Origin of the sequence: uncultured Pseudokineococcus sp., from assembly GCF_947499845.1 — a bacterium.
Lineage (GTDB): Bacteria > Actinomycetota > Actinomycetes > Actinomycetales > Quadrisphaeraceae > Pseudokineococcus.
Genome location: NZ_CANMPM010000017.1, coordinates 46,684 through 63,365, shown reverse-complemented (window position 1 = coordinate 63,365; position 16,682 = coordinate 46,684). Strand labels below are relative to the sequence as shown.

At 78.5% G+C, this 16,682-nt stretch carries 18 protein-coding genes; 6 read left to right on the top strand and 12 right to left on the bottom strand.

Annotated elements, in window-relative coordinates:
• Positions 1–219: 219 nt before the first annotated feature.
• From Q0789_RS14005 to Q0789_RS13995, 3 genes are all read right to left on the bottom strand, one after another.
• A complete protein-coding gene (locus Q0789_RS14005; protein WP_298806269.1) occupies positions 220–954 on the bottom strand; it encodes a general stress protein in 735 nt (244 codons plus the stop codon).
• A 121-nt stretch (positions 955–1,075) separates the two neighbouring features.
• Positions 1,076–2,107: a lysylphosphatidylglycerol synthase transmembrane domain-containing protein gene (locus Q0789_RS14000; protein ID WP_298806267.1), complete on the bottom strand. Its 1,032-nt coding sequence runs from the start codon at positions 2,105–2,107 to the stop codon at positions 1,076–1,078.
• A gap of 118 nt (positions 2,108–2,225) precedes the next feature.
• Positions 2,226–2,837, bottom strand: a complete 612-nt coding sequence (locus Q0789_RS13995; protein ID WP_298806265.1) for a DNA starvation/stationary phase protection protein — start codon at positions 2,835–2,837, stop codon at positions 2,226–2,228.
• A 145-nt stretch (positions 2,838–2,982) separates the two neighbouring features.
• Between Q0789_RS13995 and Q0789_RS13990 the strand changes: the two genes are divergently transcribed.
• The 3 genes from Q0789_RS13990 to Q0789_RS13980 all read left to right on the top strand — a co-directional run bounded on the left by Q0789_RS13990 (position 2,983) and on the right by Q0789_RS13980 (position 6,150).
• Positions 2,983–4,272, top strand: a complete 1,290-nt coding sequence (locus Q0789_RS13990) for a CBS domain-containing protein (RefSeq protein WP_298806263.1) — start codon at positions 2,983–2,985, stop codon at positions 4,270–4,272.
• A gap of 109 nt (positions 4,273–4,381) precedes the next feature.
• Positions 4,382–5,026, top strand: coding sequence for a DUF1003 domain-containing protein (locus tag Q0789_RS13985; protein WP_298806262.1), 645 nt, complete (start codon positions 4,382–4,384; stop codon positions 5,024–5,026).
• Positions 5,023–6,150, top strand: a complete 1,128-nt coding sequence (locus Q0789_RS13980) for an Mrp/NBP35 family ATP-binding protein (protein ID WP_298806260.1) — start codon at positions 5,023–5,025, stop codon at positions 6,148–6,150. The genes Q0789_RS13985 and Q0789_RS13980 overlap by 4 nt, the downstream gene beginning before the upstream one ends.
• A gap of 6 nt (positions 6,151–6,156) precedes the next feature.
• Here the strand turns inward: Q0789_RS13980 and Q0789_RS13975 are convergent, their stop codons facing one another.
• The 3 genes from Q0789_RS13975 to sigE all read right to left on the bottom strand — a co-directional run bounded on the left by Q0789_RS13975 (position 6,157) and on the right by sigE (position 9,044).
• On the bottom strand, positions 6,157–6,687 hold the full coding sequence (locus Q0789_RS13975; RefSeq protein WP_298806258.1) for a hypothetical protein: 531 nt from the start codon (positions 6,685–6,687) through the stop codon (positions 6,157–6,159).
• 88 nt (positions 6,688–6,775) lie between these two features.
• Complete coding sequence (locus tag Q0789_RS13970; RefSeq protein ID WP_298806256.1) at positions 6,776–8,251, bottom strand: trypsin-like peptidase domain-containing protein; 1,476 nt, start codon at positions 8,249–8,251, stop codon at positions 6,776–6,778.
• A 172-nt stretch (positions 8,252–8,423) separates the two neighbouring features.
• A complete protein-coding gene (gene sigE / locus Q0789_RS13965) occupies positions 8,424–9,044 on the bottom strand; it encodes an RNA polymerase sigma factor SigE (RefSeq protein ID WP_298806254.1) in 621 nt (206 codons plus the stop codon).
• A gap of 3 nt (positions 9,045–9,047) precedes the next feature.
• Here sigE and Q0789_RS13960 point away from each other — a divergent pair, with 3 nt between their 5' ends.
• On the top strand, positions 9,048–9,863 hold the full coding sequence (locus Q0789_RS13960) for an O-methyltransferase (protein ID WP_298806241.1): 816 nt from the start codon (positions 9,048–9,050) through the stop codon (positions 9,861–9,863).
• 22 nt (positions 9,864–9,885) lie between these two features.
• Here the strand turns inward: Q0789_RS13960 and Q0789_RS13955 are convergent, their stop codons facing one another.
• Positions 9,886–11,406 carry a M17 family metallopeptidase gene (locus Q0789_RS13955; RefSeq protein ID WP_298806239.1) on the bottom strand — a complete coding sequence of 507 codons (1,521 nt, stop codon included), beginning with the start codon at positions 11,404–11,406 and terminating at the stop codon, positions 9,886–9,888.
• A gap of 141 nt (positions 11,407–11,547) precedes the next feature.
• The gene (locus Q0789_RS13950) at positions 11,548–11,715 is read right to left on the bottom strand and encodes a DUF3117 domain-containing protein (RefSeq protein WP_171204362.1); all 168 of its coding nucleotides are present in this window, start codon (positions 11,713–11,715) and stop codon (positions 11,548–11,550) included.
• A gap of 322 nt (positions 11,716–12,037) precedes the next feature.
• On the opposite strand from Q0789_RS13950, the gene Q0789_RS13945 reads away from it, so the two are divergent.
• Positions 12,038–12,781 carry an enoyl-CoA hydratase-related protein gene (locus tag Q0789_RS13945; protein WP_298806237.1) on the top strand — a complete coding sequence of 248 codons (744 nt, stop codon included), beginning with the start codon at positions 12,038–12,040 and terminating at the stop codon, positions 12,779–12,781.
• Between the two features lie 55 nt (positions 12,782–12,836).
• On the opposite strand, the gene Q0789_RS13940 is transcribed toward Q0789_RS13945, so the two are convergent.
• The 4 genes from Q0789_RS13940 to dapE are packed head-to-tail and all read right to left on the bottom strand — an operon-like array spanning position 12,837 to position 15,590.
• On the bottom strand, positions 12,837–13,490 hold the full coding sequence (locus Q0789_RS13940; protein ID WP_298806235.1) for a DNA-3-methyladenine glycosylase I: 654 nt from the start codon (positions 13,488–13,490) through the stop codon (positions 12,837–12,839).
• The gene (locus Q0789_RS13935) at positions 13,487–13,975 is read right to left on the bottom strand and encodes a hypothetical protein (RefSeq protein ID WP_298806233.1); all 489 of its coding nucleotides are present in this window, start codon (positions 13,973–13,975) and stop codon (positions 13,487–13,489) included. The genes Q0789_RS13940 and Q0789_RS13935 overlap by 4 nt, the downstream gene beginning before the upstream one ends.
• Positions 13,972–14,397 carry a DivIVA domain-containing protein gene (locus Q0789_RS13930; RefSeq protein WP_298806231.1) on the bottom strand — a complete coding sequence of 142 codons (426 nt, stop codon included), beginning with the start codon at positions 14,395–14,397 and terminating at the stop codon, positions 13,972–13,974. The genes Q0789_RS13935 and Q0789_RS13930 overlap by 4 nt, the downstream gene beginning before the upstream one ends.
• Entirely contained in the window at positions 14,394–15,590 is a 1,197-nt protein-coding gene (dapE, locus tag Q0789_RS13925; RefSeq protein ID WP_298806230.1) for a succinyl-diaminopimelate desuccinylase, read from the bottom strand. The genes Q0789_RS13930 and dapE overlap by 4 nt, the downstream gene beginning before the upstream one ends.
• Positions 15,591–15,639: 49 nt before the next feature.
• Here dapE and dapD point away from each other — a divergent pair, with 49 nt between their 5' ends.
• Positions 15,640–16,668 (top strand): 2,3,4,5-tetrahydropyridine-2,6-dicarboxylate N-succinyltransferase, encoded by a 1,029-nt coding sequence (gene dapD, locus Q0789_RS13920; protein ID WP_298806228.1) that lies wholly within the window; start codon positions 15,640–15,642, stop codon positions 16,666–16,668.
• Positions 16,669–16,682: the final 14 nt, after the last annotated feature.

Below are 16,682 nucleotides of genomic sequence, written 5' to 3'. Positions count from 1 at the left end.
GGGGGTGGGGGCCCCGCCCCCGGGGGGCTGGCGGTGCCGGCGGGGCCCGCGGGCGGCGCCGGGGGGCCCCCCCGGGGGGGCCCGGCGGGGGGGGGGCCCCGGGCCGGGCGGGGGGTGCCCCGCCCCTCGTGCGTTCGCCGCCCCTCATGCCTTCGCCGCCCCTCGTGCGTCGCTCCCGACGTGCCGCCGGTCCGAGAGGGCCGGCCGCCGCCCGCGGCGTCAGCGGGGGGCGTCCTCCGAGCGGTCGGCCGGCTCCTCGCCCTCGGCCCGCGCCCGCTCCTGCTCGCGCTGGCGGGCGACCATCTCGCTGTACGTCGGACCGCTGACGCGCGCCGGGCCCTCCTCGCCCTCGGACGCCCCGGCTCCGGGGGCGGGCGACGCCGGCACCTGCTCGCGCGTCAGCGGCGCCGCGGCCCCGGTGCCCGCGCCGGCGCCCCAGCCGGGACGGCGCAGGCCGCGCGCCGCCTCGGCGTCGCGGGCGAGCACCTCGCGCACGGCGCCGGTCTGCTCCTGGGAGCAGAAGATGGCGTAGCGCGAGGCGACGATCTGGCTCACGGACGTGAAGTCGCGCCGGCCCCGGGAGGCCGCGTAGCTGACGAGGCTGAGGATGAGGCCGAACGCCGCACCGATGAGCACCGCCGGGAGGATGGCGACGAGCCCGGCGTCGGGCGGCGACAGCAGCAGCAGGATGAGGCCGATGAGCAGGCCGATCCAGGCGCCGGACGCCAGCCCCGCCCCCGCGACGCGCCCGTAGGTGAGGCGGCCCAGGACGCGCTCGACCATGCGCAGGTCGGTGCCGACGATCGTCACGTGCTGGACGGGGAAGTGCTCGTCGGAGAGGAAGTCCACCGCGGCCTGGGCGGCGGCGTAGGTCTCGTAGGAGGCGACCTCCTCACCGGTCGGCGCGGTGGGGACGCCCTGCCGGTTGCGGGCGGAGGTGAAGGGGCTGGACATGGTCGTGATCATCCGCCGCCCCGGGGGGCGCCACCACCCGGGACGCTCCTGTCCCACCAGCTCGGTGCGGCCTCACAGCGCGCGTCCGGCGACCTCCCAGAGATCGCCCCCGCGGGGCGGGTCAGACGTGCCCGGCGCGACGCAGGAGGACGGCGAGGAGCCACCCGGGCAGGACCCACAGCCACAGCGTGGCCACGCGGTAGGTCACCGACGCGAGCACGGCCGGCACCGGGTCCACGCCGACCGCGACGAGGCCGGCGGCGATGGCCGCCTCCACGGTGCCGATGCCCCCCGGCGTCGGGAAGACGCTGCCCACGGCCGTGCCGGCGAAGAGGACGACGGCGAGCTCGAGCAGCGGGACGTCGGCGCCGTAGGCGCGCAGGCTCAGGCCGAGGGCGGCGAGGAAGCCGCCGGTCACGAGGGCGCTGCCCAGCGCCCCCCGCCCCAGGCGCGCCGGGTGGCGCGCCAGGTCGCGCAGCACGGCGAGGGCGCGCCCCACCGGGGCGCGGAGACGGGACACGACCGCCCGCCGCAGGCGCGGCACGAGCAGGGTGCCGAGAGCCGCGAGGACGACGGCGAGGACGGTGAGGACGGTCACCTCGTCGGGCAGCAGCCGCACGCCGCTCGCCGTGCGCCCCGAGGAGAGGACCGCCGCCACGAGCACGAGCGCGGTGACGAGGACGGAGACGACCTGGATGGCGAGGACGGACGCCACGGCCGCGGGCGTCGAGGCGCCCCGCCGGTACAGGTACCGGACGTTGAGGGCCATGCCGCCGAGCCCGGCGGGGCCGAGGAGGTTGAGGAAGGTGCCCGCCACCTGGACGGCCGCCGTCGGGCGCAGGCGCAGTGGCACGGGCGAGAAGGCCATGACGGTGGCCGTGGCCCCCGCGAAGGGCACGACCGCCGCGACGGCGGTGAGCGCGAGCCACCCCGGGTGGGCCTGCCGCAGGGCCGTCAGGGGGTCGGCGCTGCCGAGCTGGCGGACGACGAGGGACAGGGCCAGGACGCCCAGCGCGGCCCCGAGGAGGGCGCCGGCGGCGCGCCAGCGCCGTCGGAGGTGCGGTGCGCTCCGGTCGGCGGCGACGTCACCGGGCGAGCCCGGGGGCTCGGCGGCGCGGTCGGTCTCCGGACCGACGGCCGGGGGGACGGCCATGCGCGCCTCCTCCCCGGTCGCGGTCGTGGCCCCGCGAGCCTAGGGCGCCGCGGGGAGGGCCCGGACGCGGCCGCGCCGGGAGCCCTGGGGCTCCCGGCGCGGCAGCGTCCGGACGGCGTCACTCGCCGAAGCGCTTCTCCCCCGCCTGCTTCGCCGCCTGGACCTCGCTCGACGCGCCGGAGCTCGACACCTCGCCGCCCGCGTTCTCCAGGTGCGCGCGGACGAACCAGTGGAACTGCTCGAGGTCGGTGGAGTGGTCGATGAGCATGTCCTCGGTGATGGGGTCGAGCTCGCCGACGGACTCGATCGCCGCGCGGTAGTCGGCGATGACGCCCTGGTAGACGAGGTCGAGCGCCCCGAGGTGCTGGATCGTGCCCGCCCGGCCGATGGAGTAGTCGTCCCACGAGCGCTGGGCGACGAGGTGGCCGGGCGTGCCGACCGGGCTGCCGCCCATGGCCGAGATGCGCTCGGCGACGGAGTCCGCCATCTCCCGGACGCTGTCGACCTGGGGGTCGAGCATCTCGTGGACCCCGATGAAGTTCGGGCCCACGACGTTCCAGTGCACGTGCTTGAGCGTGAGGTGCAGGTCGGTGAGGGCGATGAGCCGCTCCTGCAGGTTCTTCACCACCTGGGCGCCGGCGTCCTGCGCCATGCCCGGGATCGTGTACGCGATCTCCGGGGCGCCGTCGAGGGCGGTCGAGGAGTCCTTCGAGGTCTCGCTGATCGTCATGCCGTCGACGCTACGACCGGCGCCCGCGGGCCGCACCCGCGCGCCCGCTGCTCCCCGGGCGCCGGCGGCCGGCCCCGCGCGGCCGGCCCGGGGGCGCCGCCCGAGCCGCCGGGCGTGGCCTCCCGGCGCGGCTACGCTGACGGGCGTGAGCAGCCCGTCCCGCATCTTCGCCGCGCGGCTGGCCGGGCTCCCCGTCTTCGACCCCCTGGGCGACCAGGTGGGGCGCGTGCGCGACGTCGTCAGCGTGCTGCGCGGCGACGGTCGGCGCCTGCGGGTCGTGGGCCTCGTCGTCGAGGTCCCCGGGCGCCGGCGCGTCTTCGTGCCCATGACGCGCGTGACGGCGATGGACGCGGGGCAGGTCATCACCACGGGCCTCGTCAACATGCGCCGCTTCGAGCAGCGCAGCAGCGAGGTGCTGCTCCTGGCCGAGGTGCTCGAGCGGCGGGTCGAGCTCCTCGACGGGTCGGGGACGGCCACCGTGGAGGACCTCGCGCTCGAGCGGCCCGGCCCGCGCGACCTCGAGGTCATGCGGGTCTTCGTCCGGCGCGGGGTGCCCGGGGGGCTCGGGTCGCGGCTGCGGGGACGGCGCGGGGAGACGCTGCTCGTGCACGTCGACGAGGTGCGCGGCCTCCTCGGGGCGCCCGCCGAGGCGCAGGGCGCGAGCCTGCTCGTGGCGACCTTCGAGGACATGAAGCCGGCCGACATCGCCGAGGCCCTCCACGACCTGTCGGGCCGCCGCCGCCTCGAGCTGGCGGCCGAGCTCGCCGACGACCGCCTCGCCGACGTCCTCGCCGAGCTCGGCGAGGAGGACCGGGTCGAGGTCGTCACCGGCCTGGCGCGGGAGCGGGCGGCCGACGTCCTCGAGGCGATGGACGCCGACGACGCGGCCGACGTCCTCGGCGAGCTGCCGGAGGACGCCAAGGAGACGCTCCTGCAGCTCATGGAGCCCGACGAGGCCGCCGACGTCCGCCGCCTGCTGGCCTACGACGAGGAGACGGCCGGCGGCCTCATGACGCCCGAGCCCGTGCTCCTCGGCCCGGAGGCGACGGTCGCGGAGGCCCTCGCCCTCGTGCGCAGCAGCGACCTGTCGACCGCCGAGGCGGCGTCGGTGTACGTGTGCCGCCCGCCGCTGGAGACGCCGACGGGGCGCTACCTCGGGCTCGTCCACATCCAGGCCATGCTGCGGGTGGCCCCCCACGAGCAGCTGGGGTCCATCCTCGACACGGACGTGGACGGCCTCCCGCCGGAGGCGCCGCTCGGCGTCGTCGCGCGGCGGCTCGCCGTCTACAACCTCGTCTCGGTGCCGGTCACGGACCCGGCGGGCCGCCTGCTGGGGGTCGTGACGGTGGACGACGTCCTCGACCACGTCCTCCCCGAGGACTGGCGCGAGCAGGACGACGCCGACCTGGCGGCGGGCGGCGGCGCCGCGCGCTGAGCGGCGACCGGAACGACCAGCAGGACCCGTCCCGGTCAGCGCCCCCGGCAGGGGTCGCCCGGGGCGCGCACGACCACGACGGCCGACCGAGGCGGAGGAGGGACGAGGCATGGCACGGGAGCGGACGGCGGCGCGCCGGCGGGGGCCGGGGCTGGACAGCCCGCAGGAGACCAGGCGGCGGTTCGTGCCGCGCCCGAGCATCGACCCCGAGGCCTTCGGGCGGCTGTCGGAGGCCTTCGCCCGCTTCATGGGCACCCCGCGGTTCCTCATCTACATGTCCGGCTTCATCGTGCTGTGGGTCCTCTGGAACACCCTCGCGCCGGCGGACCTGCGCTTCGACCCGTACGCCTTCCTCTTCCTCACGCTCATGCTGTCGCTGCAGGCCTCCTACGCGGCGCCCCTCATCCTCCTGGCGCAGAACCGGCAGGACGACCGCGACCGGGTCTCCCTCGAGCAGGACCGCCAGCGCGCCGAGCGCAACCTCGCCGACACCGAGTACCTCGCCCGCGAGGTGGCGGCCCTGCGCATCGCCCTGCGCGACGTCGCGACCCGCGACTTCCTGCGCAGCGAGCTGCGGCAGCTCGTCGAGGAGCTGGACGGCGGCCGGGAGGACGGCGAACGGGGCCGCGGCCGGTCGCGCGGGCGCCCCGACGGCCGCCCGGAGCGTGACCAGGGCCACGACCAGAGCCGGGACCAGAGCCGGGACCCGGGCCGTCAGGACGGGCGCCGACCCGCACCTACGCTGGAGGCATGAGCCCCACCGAGACGCTCGTGCGCGAGGCCCTGGGCCGCGTGCTCGACCCCGAGATCCGCCGGCCCATCACCGACCTCGGCATGGTGCGCTCGGTGTCCGTGGACGGGGCCGACGTCGCGGTGGAGGTGTCCCTCACGACGGCGGGCTGCCCGCTCAAGGCCCAGCTGGAGCGCGACGTCACCCGGGAGGTCTCCGCCCTCGAGGGCGTGGCCTCGGTGCGCGTGGCCCTCGGCGTCATGGACGACGCCCAGCGCGCCGCCCTCAAGGACGTGCTGCGCGGCGGCCGGCCGGCGCGCGAGGTGCCCTTCGGCCCCGGCTCGCTCACCCGCGTCGTCGCGGTGGCCTCCGGCAAGGGCGGGGTCGGCAAGTCCAGCGTGACCGTCAACCTGGCCGCCGCCATGGCCGCCGACGGCCTGCGCGTGGGCGTCCTCGACGCCGACGTCCACGGCTTCTCGGTGCCGCGGATGCTCGGGGTCACCACGGCCCCCACGCGCGTCGACGACATGATCATCCCGCCGGTCGCCCACGACGTGAAGGTCGTGTCGATCGGCATGTTCACGCAGGGCAACGCGCCGGTCGTCTGGCGCGGCCCGATGCTCCACCGCACCCTCGAGCAGTTCCTCACCGACGTGCACTGGGGCGACCTCGACGTCCTGCTCCTCGACCTGCCGCCGGGCACCGGGGACATCGCCATCAGCGTCGCCCAGCTGCTGCCCGGCGCCGAGCTGCTCGTCGTCACGACGCCGCAGGCCGCGGCCGCGGAGGTCGCCGAGCGCGCCGGCGCGGTCGCCCGCCAGACGAAGCAGTCGGTCGCCGGCGTCGTCGAGAACATGAGCTGGATGGAGATGCCCGACGGCTCGCGCGTCGAGGTCTTCGGCAGCGGCGGCGGGCAGGCCGTCGTCGAGCGCCTCGGCGACCTGCTGCGCGTCCCGGTCCCCTTCCTCGGCCAGGTGCCCCTCGACGTCCGCGTCCGCGAGGGCGGGGACGCCGGCGTCCCGCTGGTGCTGGCCGAGCCGGACGCGCCGGCGGCGCGGGCGCTGCGCGTGGTGGCGCGCGGCCTCTCCCGGCCCCGCGGGCTCGCGGGCCGCCCGCTCGGGCTCACCCCGGTGCGCGCCGCGGGCTGAGCCGGCTCAGGTGGCCTCGTCGTCGTAGGGCGTGCGCCCCGCCAGCCCCCGGCCCCCGGTGGCACCCGTCGCGCCCGTCGAGGGAGCCGGCCCGGGCCCGCCGGCGCCGCGTCGTGCGGGCGCCTGCGGCGCCCGAGCGGCCGCCGCCGTCCCCGCCCCTGACGCACCGGTCCCGGCGGTGGCGCGCGAGGCGACCGCCGCCCCGCCGGCTGCGCCGCCCGCCGCCGGGGCGGTCAGGGCCTGCGGGCCCCCGGCGCTGGGCCGCTTGGTGGCCGGCTCGTCCCAGACGTCGGTGAGGGCGTCGCGGACGATCCGTCGGGGGTCGTACTGGCGCGGGTCGAGCTTCTTCCAGTCGATGTCGTCGAACTCCGGCCCCATCTCCTCCTTGAGGCTGTCGCGCGCGCCCTTGGCGTAGCGGACGCCCGAGCGGACGAGGTCGGCGAGCTGCTGGGAGTAGCGCGGCAGCCGCTCGGGCCCGACGACGACGAGGACGAGGACGAGGAGGACCAGCAGCTCGCCGCCGTTCGGGAAGGACACGCGGAGAGCCTACGCGCGGCCCCCCGCCCGCCTGTCCCCCCGACCGCCCCCGCACCGACCAACGCCCGCGCGACGGCGCCGGCGTCCGCTACTCGCTCGGCTCGCTGCCGAGCACGACCGGGACCTCCACGGCGTCGCGGCCCCGCTGGACGGTGAGGACGACCTCCTCGCCGGGCGTGCGCGCGCGGATCGCGACGATGAGCTCGTCCGGCGCGGTGACGAGCTGGTCGTCGATCGCCGTGATGACGTCGCCCGGCTCCACGCCCGCGGTGTCGGCGGGGCCCCCGGGGACGACGGCCTCGCCCACCGACGTGCGCCCCTGGGCCACGCGCACGCCGCGGCCCTCGTAGGAGGAGTCGAGCGAGACGCCGATGACGGGGTAGGTCGCGACGCCGTCCTCGATGAGCTCGGTCGTCGTGCGGACCACCTGGTCGGCCGGGATGGCGAAGCCGAGGCCGATGGACCCGCCCGGCCCGCCGCCCGGCGACGCCGTCTGCGCGATGGCCGAGTTGACGCCGACGACGGCGCCGGTGAGGTCGACGAGGGGGCCGCCGGAGTTGCCCGGGTTGATGGCCGCGTCGGTCTGGACCGCGTTGATGAAGCCCTGCTCGTCCTGGCTGGAACCGGCCACGACGGGGCGGTTGAGGGCGCTGACGATCCCGCTCGTCACCGTGCTCGCGAGGCCGAGCGGCGCGCCGACGGCGACCACCGGGTCCCCCACGCGCACCTGCGCCGTGTCGGCGAAGGCGAGCGGCACGAGGCCGGTGCGGTCGATGCGCAGGACGGCGAGGTCGTAGTCCGACGTGCGGCCGACGACCTCGGCGGTCTCCCGCGTGCCGTCGGACAGGAGCACCCGGATGCGCCCGGAGGACTCCACGGCCGGCGCGACGACGTGGTTGTTCGTCACCACGTACCCGTCCTCGGAGAGCACGAAGCCAGAGCCGTTCCCCGAGCCCGCGCTCGAGGTGATCTCCACCGACACGGTGCTCGGCAGGACCGCCTCGGCGACCGCCGCCACCGAGCCGTCGGCCGCCTCGGCGGCCGCGCCCGAGCGCTCGACGACCGAGACGGACGCGCCGCCGGGGCCGGCCAGGCGGCCCCCGGCGAGACCGCCCAGCAGCCCGGCGAGCAGGCAGGCGGCCACGAGCACGAGCGCCCGCGGCGAGCGGCGGCGCGACCGCACGGGGGCACCGCCCGCCACGAGCGGGGCGCTGTCGGGGAAGCCGGGGCCGGTGCGCCCGTGCAGGGGCCCGCGGCCGGCGTCGCCGGCCTCGTCCGCCGGCCACCACCAGCCCTCGCCCTCGCGCGACGCCGCGGAGGGAGCCCCAGCGGGAGCGTCAGTCCGCGGGCGCTCGCCGGGGAGCTCCTCGCCCGCCCCGGCGCCGCTCGGCGCCTCGCCGTCGGCGCCCGGCGCCCCGGCGGAGCCGGGCTGGTCGTCGGCGTCCCGGGCACCGGGTGCGGGGACCGCGTCCCGGGGGGCCCAGGGCGAGGGGCGACGGACGGGTGACGGGTGCTCGGCCCCCCCGGCTGCGGGGGGGCGCGGGGCGTCGCCCGGCTCGCTCATGCGCAGGTCCTCCTCGTGCGGCGCCCGGCCGCTCGGCGCGGGCGCGCCCCCATCCTCGCCCGCGGGCCCGGCCGGCGCGCACCCGGTCGCCCCGGAGCACCCGTCCGCGGCGTGCGTCCGGCCCACCGCGGCGGTCGCGCGGTGGGCCGGCCGGTCGGTCGGTGGCGGCCGCTCAGGCCACCCAGCCCGTCGGGGCCCGGTGGGCCAGGGAGGCGCGCAGCTGGGCGCGGGCGCGGTGGATGCGCGAGCGCACGGTGCCGATCTTGACGCCGAGGGCGCGGGCGATCTCCTCGTAGCTGAGGCCCTCGATGTCGCACAGCACCACGGCGGCGCGGAAGTCGGGCGACAGCTCGAGCAGGGCGGCCTGGACGTCGCGGTCGAGGTTGCCGTGCTCGAAGGCGCGCTCGGGGCCCGGGTCCGAGCCGGGCAGGCGGTCGTCGGCGTCGTCGGCGAGGGCGTCGAAGCGGATCCGCTGGCGGCGGCGCACCTGGTCGAGGAAGAGGTTCGTCGTGATGCGGTGCAGCCAGCCCTCGAACGTGCCGGGGGTGTAGGAGGACAGCGAGCGGAAGACGCGCACGAAGACCTCCTGCGTGAGGTCCTCGGCGTCGTGCCGGTTGCCCGTGAGGCGGTAGGCGAGGCGGAAGACGCGGGCGGAGTGGTCGCGGACGACGTCGTCCCAGCTGGGGGGGAGCCAGTCCGCGGAGGGCTCGGCGGCAGCGGTCGCGGTCGCAGCCGGCGACGAGGCGGCGACGGCGTCGGGCGCCGCGCCCCGGGCGCGGCCTCGCGTGGTCATGCGGTGATCGTGCCACCGGGGCCTGGGCGCCACCTGGGCGACGCCACCGGCCTCCCCCGACGGGCCCCGCGGCCGCGACGGCGCCGGCGGGAAGGGACCCGGCGGGAGGAGGGCGGCCCAGTAGCCTGCGGGCGCGCCGCCGGCCGACCCGGGCGGTCGGGGCGCACGAGCCGGGAGGCCGTCATCGCCGCCACGTCCGCCGCCAGCCGCAGCTACGCCGAGGACTTCGTCGTCGAGGACGAGGCGCTCGAGCGGGCCCGTGCCCGGGGCGTCGAGCTCGGCTGCGCGCCCGTCGACCCCGGCACGGGCGCGGCCCTGCGGCTCCTGGCGGCCGCAGCCGGCGCGCGCGCCGTCGTCGAGGTCGGCACGGGCAGCGGGGTCTCCACGCTCTGGCTGCTCGCGGGCATGCCGGCCGACGGCGTGCTCACGACGATCGACAGCGAGCCCGAGCACCAGCGCGCGGCCCGCGAGGCGCTGGTGGACGCGGGCGTCCGCAGCGGCCGGGTGCGGGTCATCGGCGGCCGCGCCCAGGAGGTGCTGCCCCGCCTCACCGACGGGGCCTACGACCTCGTCCTGCTCGACGCCGACCGGCGCGACCTCGACGCCCACCTCGACCAGGCGCTGCGCCTGCTGCGCCCCGGCGGCCTCCTCGTCGTCGCCGGCGCCCTGTGGAGGGACAAGGTCGCGGACCCGGCGCAGCGCGACGAGACGACGACGGCGGTCCGCCAGGCCGGGCGGCGCGTGCGCGACGACGAGCGCCTGCTGCCCGCCCTGCTGCCCGTGGGCGACGGGCTGCTCGTCGGCGTCGTCCGGGCCTGAGCGGCCCGCCGTCGGGCGCCGGTCAGACGGCGCCGTCCTCCAGCCACCGCAGGAGCAGGCGCGCGCCGAAGCCCGTGGCGCCCTTGGTGACCTCGTGCTCGTCGCGGTCGGCGCGGCCCGGCCCGGCGATGTCGAGGTGCGCCCACCGCCGCGAGCCCGTGAACTCGCGCAGGAAGAGCGCCGCGGTGATCGAGCCGGCGCCCGGGCCGCCCTTCGCCGCGACGTGGCGCAGGTCGGCGACGTCGGAGTCGAGCGCGTAGGCGTAGTCCTCGACGAGCGGCATCCGCCAGACCCGCTCCCCCGTGGCCTCTGACGCGCTGCGCAGCTGCTCCAGCAGCGGCGCGTCGTCGGTGTAGAGCGCGGCGTGCCGCTTGCCCAGCCCGAGCGAGGCGGCACCCGTGAGGGTGGCGACGTCGACGAGGAGGTCGGGCTCCAGCGACGCGTCGGCGTGGTGGAGGGCGTCCGCGAGGACCATGCGGCCCTCGGCGTCGGTGTTGGCGATCTCGACGGTGGTGCCGCCGTGCACGCGCACGACGTCGCCGGGGCGGTACGAGCCGCCGCCGAAGGCGTTCTCGGCCAGCGGCAGCAGCGCCGTGACGGGCTGGGGCAGCTCCATCTCGGCCGCCCCCAGGACGGCGGCGAGGACGACGGCGGCGCCGGCCATGTCGGTCTTCATGGGGATCATCGCGTCGCGGGGCTTGATGGACAGGCCGCCCGAGTCGAAGGTGATCCCCTTGCCGACGAGGACGACGTGCCGCCGCGGCGCCGTCCCGGCCGGAGGCCGGTAGCGCACGGTCACGAGGCAGGGCGGCGAGACCGAGCCCCCGCCGACGGCGAGCAGGCCGCCGAAGCCCTGGCGGGCGAGCCCGGCGGCGTCGAGCACCTCGACCTCGACGCCGGGGAGGTCGGCGGCCAGGGCGCGGGCCTGGTCCGCCACCCACGCCGGGTCCTTCGTCGACGACGGCGTGGACGCGAGGTCGCGGGTCCGCCACGTCGCGCGGGCCGCCACGACGGCGCGCGAGAGCGCGGGTCCCTCGTCGACGCCGAGCAGCTCGACGACCTCGGCGGCCGGGCGGGGGCCCTCCCCCGTGCCGGAGCGCGGCGGGTCGTAGCTGGCGAGCAGCAGGCCCTCGCAGAAGGCGCGCAGGTGCTGCGGCGGCAGGCCGACGCCCGCGCTCGTGACCACGCGGCCGGCCCCGCGGGTGGCGCGGGCCAGGCCGGCGCCGGCCCGGCGCAGGGCGGTCGCGCTCCCGTCGCCGACGCCCAGGAGGACGAGGCGGCGGGGGCCGGCCCCGTCGTCGCGCGAGGAGGGCAGCGGGACGCCGAGGACCTCCCCGGCGCTGCCGCGGAAGCGCTGCTGCTCGGCGAGGACGGCGGTGTTGAGGCCGAGCCACACCGCGGCGTCGGCGGTGCCCGGGCGCGGCTGCGGGTCGCCCTCCCCGGGCGGCGGGGCGGCGACGGGGACGGCGAGGACGTCGGCGCCGGCGGCGGAGCGGACGTCGCTCCCGGCGAGCGGGACGAGGCGGGGCATGCGGGCGACCACGTCGGCGACCCTACTCACGGCCCGCCCGCGCCCGCCCGGCGCCGGGCGGGCGGGGCCGAGGAGCGGCGCCGGGCGCCGCGCCCGGACGCGCGAGAGCCCCACCCGGCCGGGCCGGGTGGGGCTCTCGCGGGTGGTGCCGGGTCAGCCGACCGCCGAGCCGATCGCGTCGCCGAGGCCCTTGGCCTCGTCGGGCGTCATCTCGACGACGAGGCGCCCGCCGCCCTCCAGGGGCATGCGCAAGACGATGCCGCGGCCCTCCTTCACGACCTCGAGCGGGCCGTCACCTGTCCTCGGCTTCATGGCCGCCATCTGCGGATCCCCTTCCTGTGGGCGTGATCGCGACCAGTATCCAGCAGGTCGGCGGTCCGGTCGAAACGGGACTACCCTCCCGGGTCGCTGAGGTGACCCGTCCGGGTCGCCCCGACGACGGGCGCCCGTGGTGGTCGGGGCCCGCTCCACGTCCGGAGGTCCCGTGGCCGCAGCCGACCCCGCCCGCCCCGCTCCCCCCGACAGCCCCGCTCGCCCCGACAGACCCGCTCGCCCCGAGAGCCCTGCTCCCCCCGACAGCCCTGGTGCGACCGACCCCGACGGGGCGCAGCGCGCCGACCGCCTCGAGCGCGGGACGGGTGGCGTGGCCCGCGTCGTCATCGGCCGGCCCGAGGTCCGCGGCGCCCTCGACGCGCCCGAGCGCCGCGCGCTGCTCGACGCGCTGCGACGGGCGGCGGACGCCGCCGCGGCCGGGGAGGTGCGGTGCGTCGTCCTGGTGGGCACGGGGGACGCCTTCTCGTCCGGGCAGGACCTGCGCGAGCACGCCGCCCGCCTCGACGCCGACGACCCGGCCCTCGCGCGGGTCGTCGAGGACGAGTACGCGCCGATCGCCCTCCTGCTCGCCGAGATGCCCGCCCCCGTCGTGGCCGTCGTGCGGGGCACGGCCGCGGGCGCCGGCGCCGCCCTGGCCCTCGCCGCCGACCTGCGGCTGCTCGCCGCGTCGGCGCGGGTCGACACGGGCTTCGCGCGCGTCGGCCTCCCGCCGGACACGGGCGCCTCCTGGTGGCTGCCGCGGCTCGTCGGCGAGGGCCGGGCGCGCGACCTGCTCCTGCGGCCGCGCCCCGTGCCCGCCGACGAGTGCGTCGCCCTCGGGCTCGCCACCGAGGCGGTGCCCGACGCGGACCTGGACGCCCGCGCCGCGGAGGTGGCGCGCCAGCTGGCCGCCGGTCCCACGGCCGCGCTCGCCGCCACGCGGCGGGCCCTCGCCTTCTCCGCGACGCACGACCTGCCCTCGACGCTGGCCCACGAGGGCGCCCTCGTGGCGGGGGTCGCCCGCTCGCCCGAGCACCGCGCGGCCGTCGAGGCCTTCCTCACGCGCCGCCGCTGAGGGAGGCTCACGCGCCGCCGCTGAGGGAGGCTCACCCGCCGCCGGTGAGGGCAGCTCAGCCGCTGACGGCGAGGGCGGCCGCCCCGGCGCCGGCGGGGCCGCCCCTCGCCCAGCAGCCGGCGAGGTGGTCGTCGACGAGCCCGGTCGCCTGCATCGTGGCGTAGGCCGTCGTCGGCCCGACGAAGACGACGCCCGCCGCCTTGAGCCGGCGCGCCAGCGCCGCCGAGGCGGGGGTCGAGGCCGGGACCTCCGCGGTCGTGCGCGGCGCGGCGCGCGCGCCCGGCGCCTCGGCCGCCGTCGCCAGCAGCGCCTCCAGGCCCCCGCGCTCGCGCAGGGCGACGACGGCGCGGGCGTTGGCGAGGACGGCGTCGACCTTGGCGCGGTTGCGGACGATGCCCGCGTCCGCGAGCAGCCGCTGCCGGTCGGCCGGGCCGAAGGCCGCCACGGCGTCGGGCTCGAAGCCCGCGAAGGCGGCGCGGAAGGCCGGTCGCTTGCGCAGGATCGTCAGCCAGGACAGGCCGGACTGGAAGGCCTCGAGGCTCAGGCGCTCGAAGAGCGCCGCCTCCCCGGTGACCGGACGGCCCCACTCCTCGTCGTGGTAGCGCCGGTACACCTCGGGGGCGTCGCCCCAGGGGCAGCGCGCGCGGCCGTCGTCGCCGACGAGCGGGCCCTCACCGGGCGCGCCCGCCCCGGCGGGCCCCTCGCTCACGGCTCGAGCGGCTCGGGGGTGCCCGCCTCGACCCGGCGCACCATGTCGACGACGACGGACCGCAGCCCCAGCCACACCGGTCCGCGCAGCAGCGGCTCGAGCGGGCGGGTCAGCCGCACGGGGGCGACGTGCACGTCCTCCCCCCACACGACCCGGCAGGAGCCCGCCGTCACCGGCTCGACGCGGAGCGCCGCGCTGCCGAGCACCACCGACCCGCGCTTGGCGAGCACGGCGACGCCGGCGCGCCCTCCGTCCGCGGGCGCCCCGGCGGTCGGCGGCTCCCACCGCACGACGTCCATGGGGTCGTCGAAGCCGACGCCGAGGACGGCGGTCCGGCCGGTGAAGGAGCCGCCCTCCCCCTCGGCGGCGCTCGTGCGGAAGACCCGGGTGAGCGGGATCGAGCCGCTCTGCCACGGCCAGTCCACGAGGTGGCGCCACACGACCGGCGCGCTGCGGCGCGCCGGCACCTCCACGACCACCCTCATCGGACCTCCTCCTCGCCGGCGGCCCCGGCGGCCGCCCCGTCGTCCTCGCCGCGGCGACCGCCCGCTCCGCCCTCGGCCGTCCCCCGCTCGGCTCCGCCGCCTGCGGCGGGGTCGCGCCACGGGGGGTCGACCGGGTCGGCGCTGCGCAGGAGCGCCTCGAGCTCGGCGAGCCGGGCGTCGCGCTCGGCGACCTCGTCGCGGACGCGGTCGAGCACGGCGTCGACCTCGTCCATGCGGTAGCCCCGCAGCCCGAGGGAGAAGCGGACGCCGTCGACGTCCTCCGCCCGCAGCGGGCCCTCGGGCAGCGCGCGCAGCGGGCGGCTCGTCGTCGGCTCGTCGAGGCCGCCGGGGATGCGGCCGAGCGCCACCGCCACCGCGCCCCCGGCCACCACCAGGGCCACGAGGAGCAGCAGGAGCGTCACGGCGTGATCGTGGCAGACGCCCCCGCCGCGCGTCCGCCGGAGGGCCCTCCCCTCTCCTGGAGCCCGTCCTGCTGGGGCTCCGTCAGCCACGTGCGGAGCACGTCCGCGCAGCGGTGCAGGTCGGCCACGGGGCAGCGCTCGTCGTCGGCGTGCGCCAGCAGGGGGTCGCCCGGCCCGAGGTTGACCGCCGGGACGCCGAGGGCGCTGAAGCGCGCGACGTCCGTCCACCCCAGCTTGGCCCGCGGCTCCTCGCCCGTGGCGGCGACGACGGCCGCCGCCGCCGGACGGTCGAGGCCGGGCCGGGCGCCCTCGGCGCCGTCGGTGCGCACGACCTCGTAGCCGGCGAGCAGCTCGCGCAGGTCGGCCTCGGCCTGCGCGAGCGTGCGGTCGGGCGCGAACCGGTGGTTGACCGTCACGACGCAGGCGTCGGGGACGACGTTGCCGGCCGTGCCGCCGCGGATGCCGACCGCCTGCAGGCTCTGGCGGAACACGAGGCCGTCGACCTCCCGCTCGCCCGGGTCGTGCTCGGCGAGCAGGGCGAGCAGGGGCGCGGCGGCGTGGACGGCGTTGCGCCCGCGCCAGGGCCGGGCGGAGTGCGCGGGGACGCCGCGCAGGTGCACCTCGACCCGCAGGGTCCCGTTGCACCCGCCCTCGACCGACGCGGACGTGGGCTCGCCGAGCACGGCGACGTCGCCCGCCAGCCAGTCCGGGTGGGAGGCGACGAGGCGGCCGAGGCCGTTGAGCTCGGCCTCGACCTCCTCGTGGTCGTAGAAGACCCACGTGACGTCACGGGTGGGCTCGACGAGCGACGCCGCCAGCGAGAGGGCGACCGCCACACCGCCCTTCATGTCGCACGTGCCCCGGCCGTGGACGACGGCGCCCGCGCCCTCCCCCGTCCGCCACGTCGGCAGGTTGGGGCTCCCGTCCTCGCGCCGCCCCAGGGGCACGGTGTCGAGGTGGCCCGCGACGACGACCCGCGAGGCCCGGCCGAGGTGCGTGCGCGCGACGACGGCGTCGCCGTCGCGCAGCACCTCCAGGTGCGCGCAGGCGGACAGGGCCGCCTCGACGGCGTCGGCGAGGCGGGTCTCGGCCCCGCTCACGGACTCGACGTCGCACACCGCCTGGAGGAGGTCGGCGAGGTCGGCGGAGAGGTCGAGGGCGGCCGGCGGCCCGGCCGTCGGGAGCGTCGTCATGGGCCGGAGGGTAGGCGGGGCGCAGCGGGCGCCCGGGTAGCCTCGCCCCATGCCGGACGCCCCCGCCGACGTGCCCGCCGACACGACCGCCGCCAGCACCACCACCGGGCGCGAGGAGGTGCCCGCCGGCCGCTGGGCCTGGGGCTACGGCCTCGCGACGAGCACCGACGGCGGCGCCGTCCTCGACACCTGGTACCCGGCGCCCGCGCTAGGGCACCCGGGTGAGGACCCGGGCCCCTTCGGCGTCCCCGCCTCCCTCGCCGCCCTCGAGGGCGAGGACCCCCGCCGCGGGACGCGCAGCCACGTGGTGCGCACCGTCGTCGACCTCGACGCCGCCCCGGCCGACGTGCCGGACGCCTACCTGCGCCTGCACCTGCTCTCCCACCGCCTCGTGCGGCCGCACGGCGTCGACCTCACCGGGCTCTTCGGCGTGCTCCCGACCGTCGCCTGGACCTCTGCCGGGCCGTGCGCCGTGGAGGGCTTCGAGGAGGTCCGCGGCCGCCTGCTGGCCGACCGCGGCGAGCGGGTCGTCGTGCTCGGCGTCGACAAGTTCCCCCGCATGACCGACTACGTGCTGCCCGCGGGCGTGCGCGTCGCCGACGCCTCGCGGGTGCGCCTCGGCGCCCACCTCGCGAGCGGCACGACCGTCATGCACGAGGGCTTCGTCAACTTCAACGCCGGCACGCTCGGCGCCTCCATGGTCGAGGGCCGGATCAGCGCGGGCGTCGTCGTCGGCGACGGCTCCGACGTCGGCGGCGGCTCGTCGATCATGGGCACGCTGTCCGGCGGGGGCACGGAGGTCGTCTCGGTCGGCGAGCGGTGCCTCCTCGGCGCCAACGCGGGCATCGGGATCTCCCTCGGCGACGACTGCGTCGTCGAGGCGGGCCTCTACGTCACCGCGGGCACCAAGGTCTCCGTGCTCGACCCGCAGGGCGGCGCGAGCCGGGTGGTCAAGGCCCGCGAGCTGTCCGGCGCCGACGGCCTGCAGCTGTGGCGCAACTCCACGACCGGCGCCGTCGAGGCGCGGTCTCGCACCGGGTCGTGGGGCGCGCTCAACGCGGCGCTCCACGCGAACTAGCGCCCTCGCCGGCG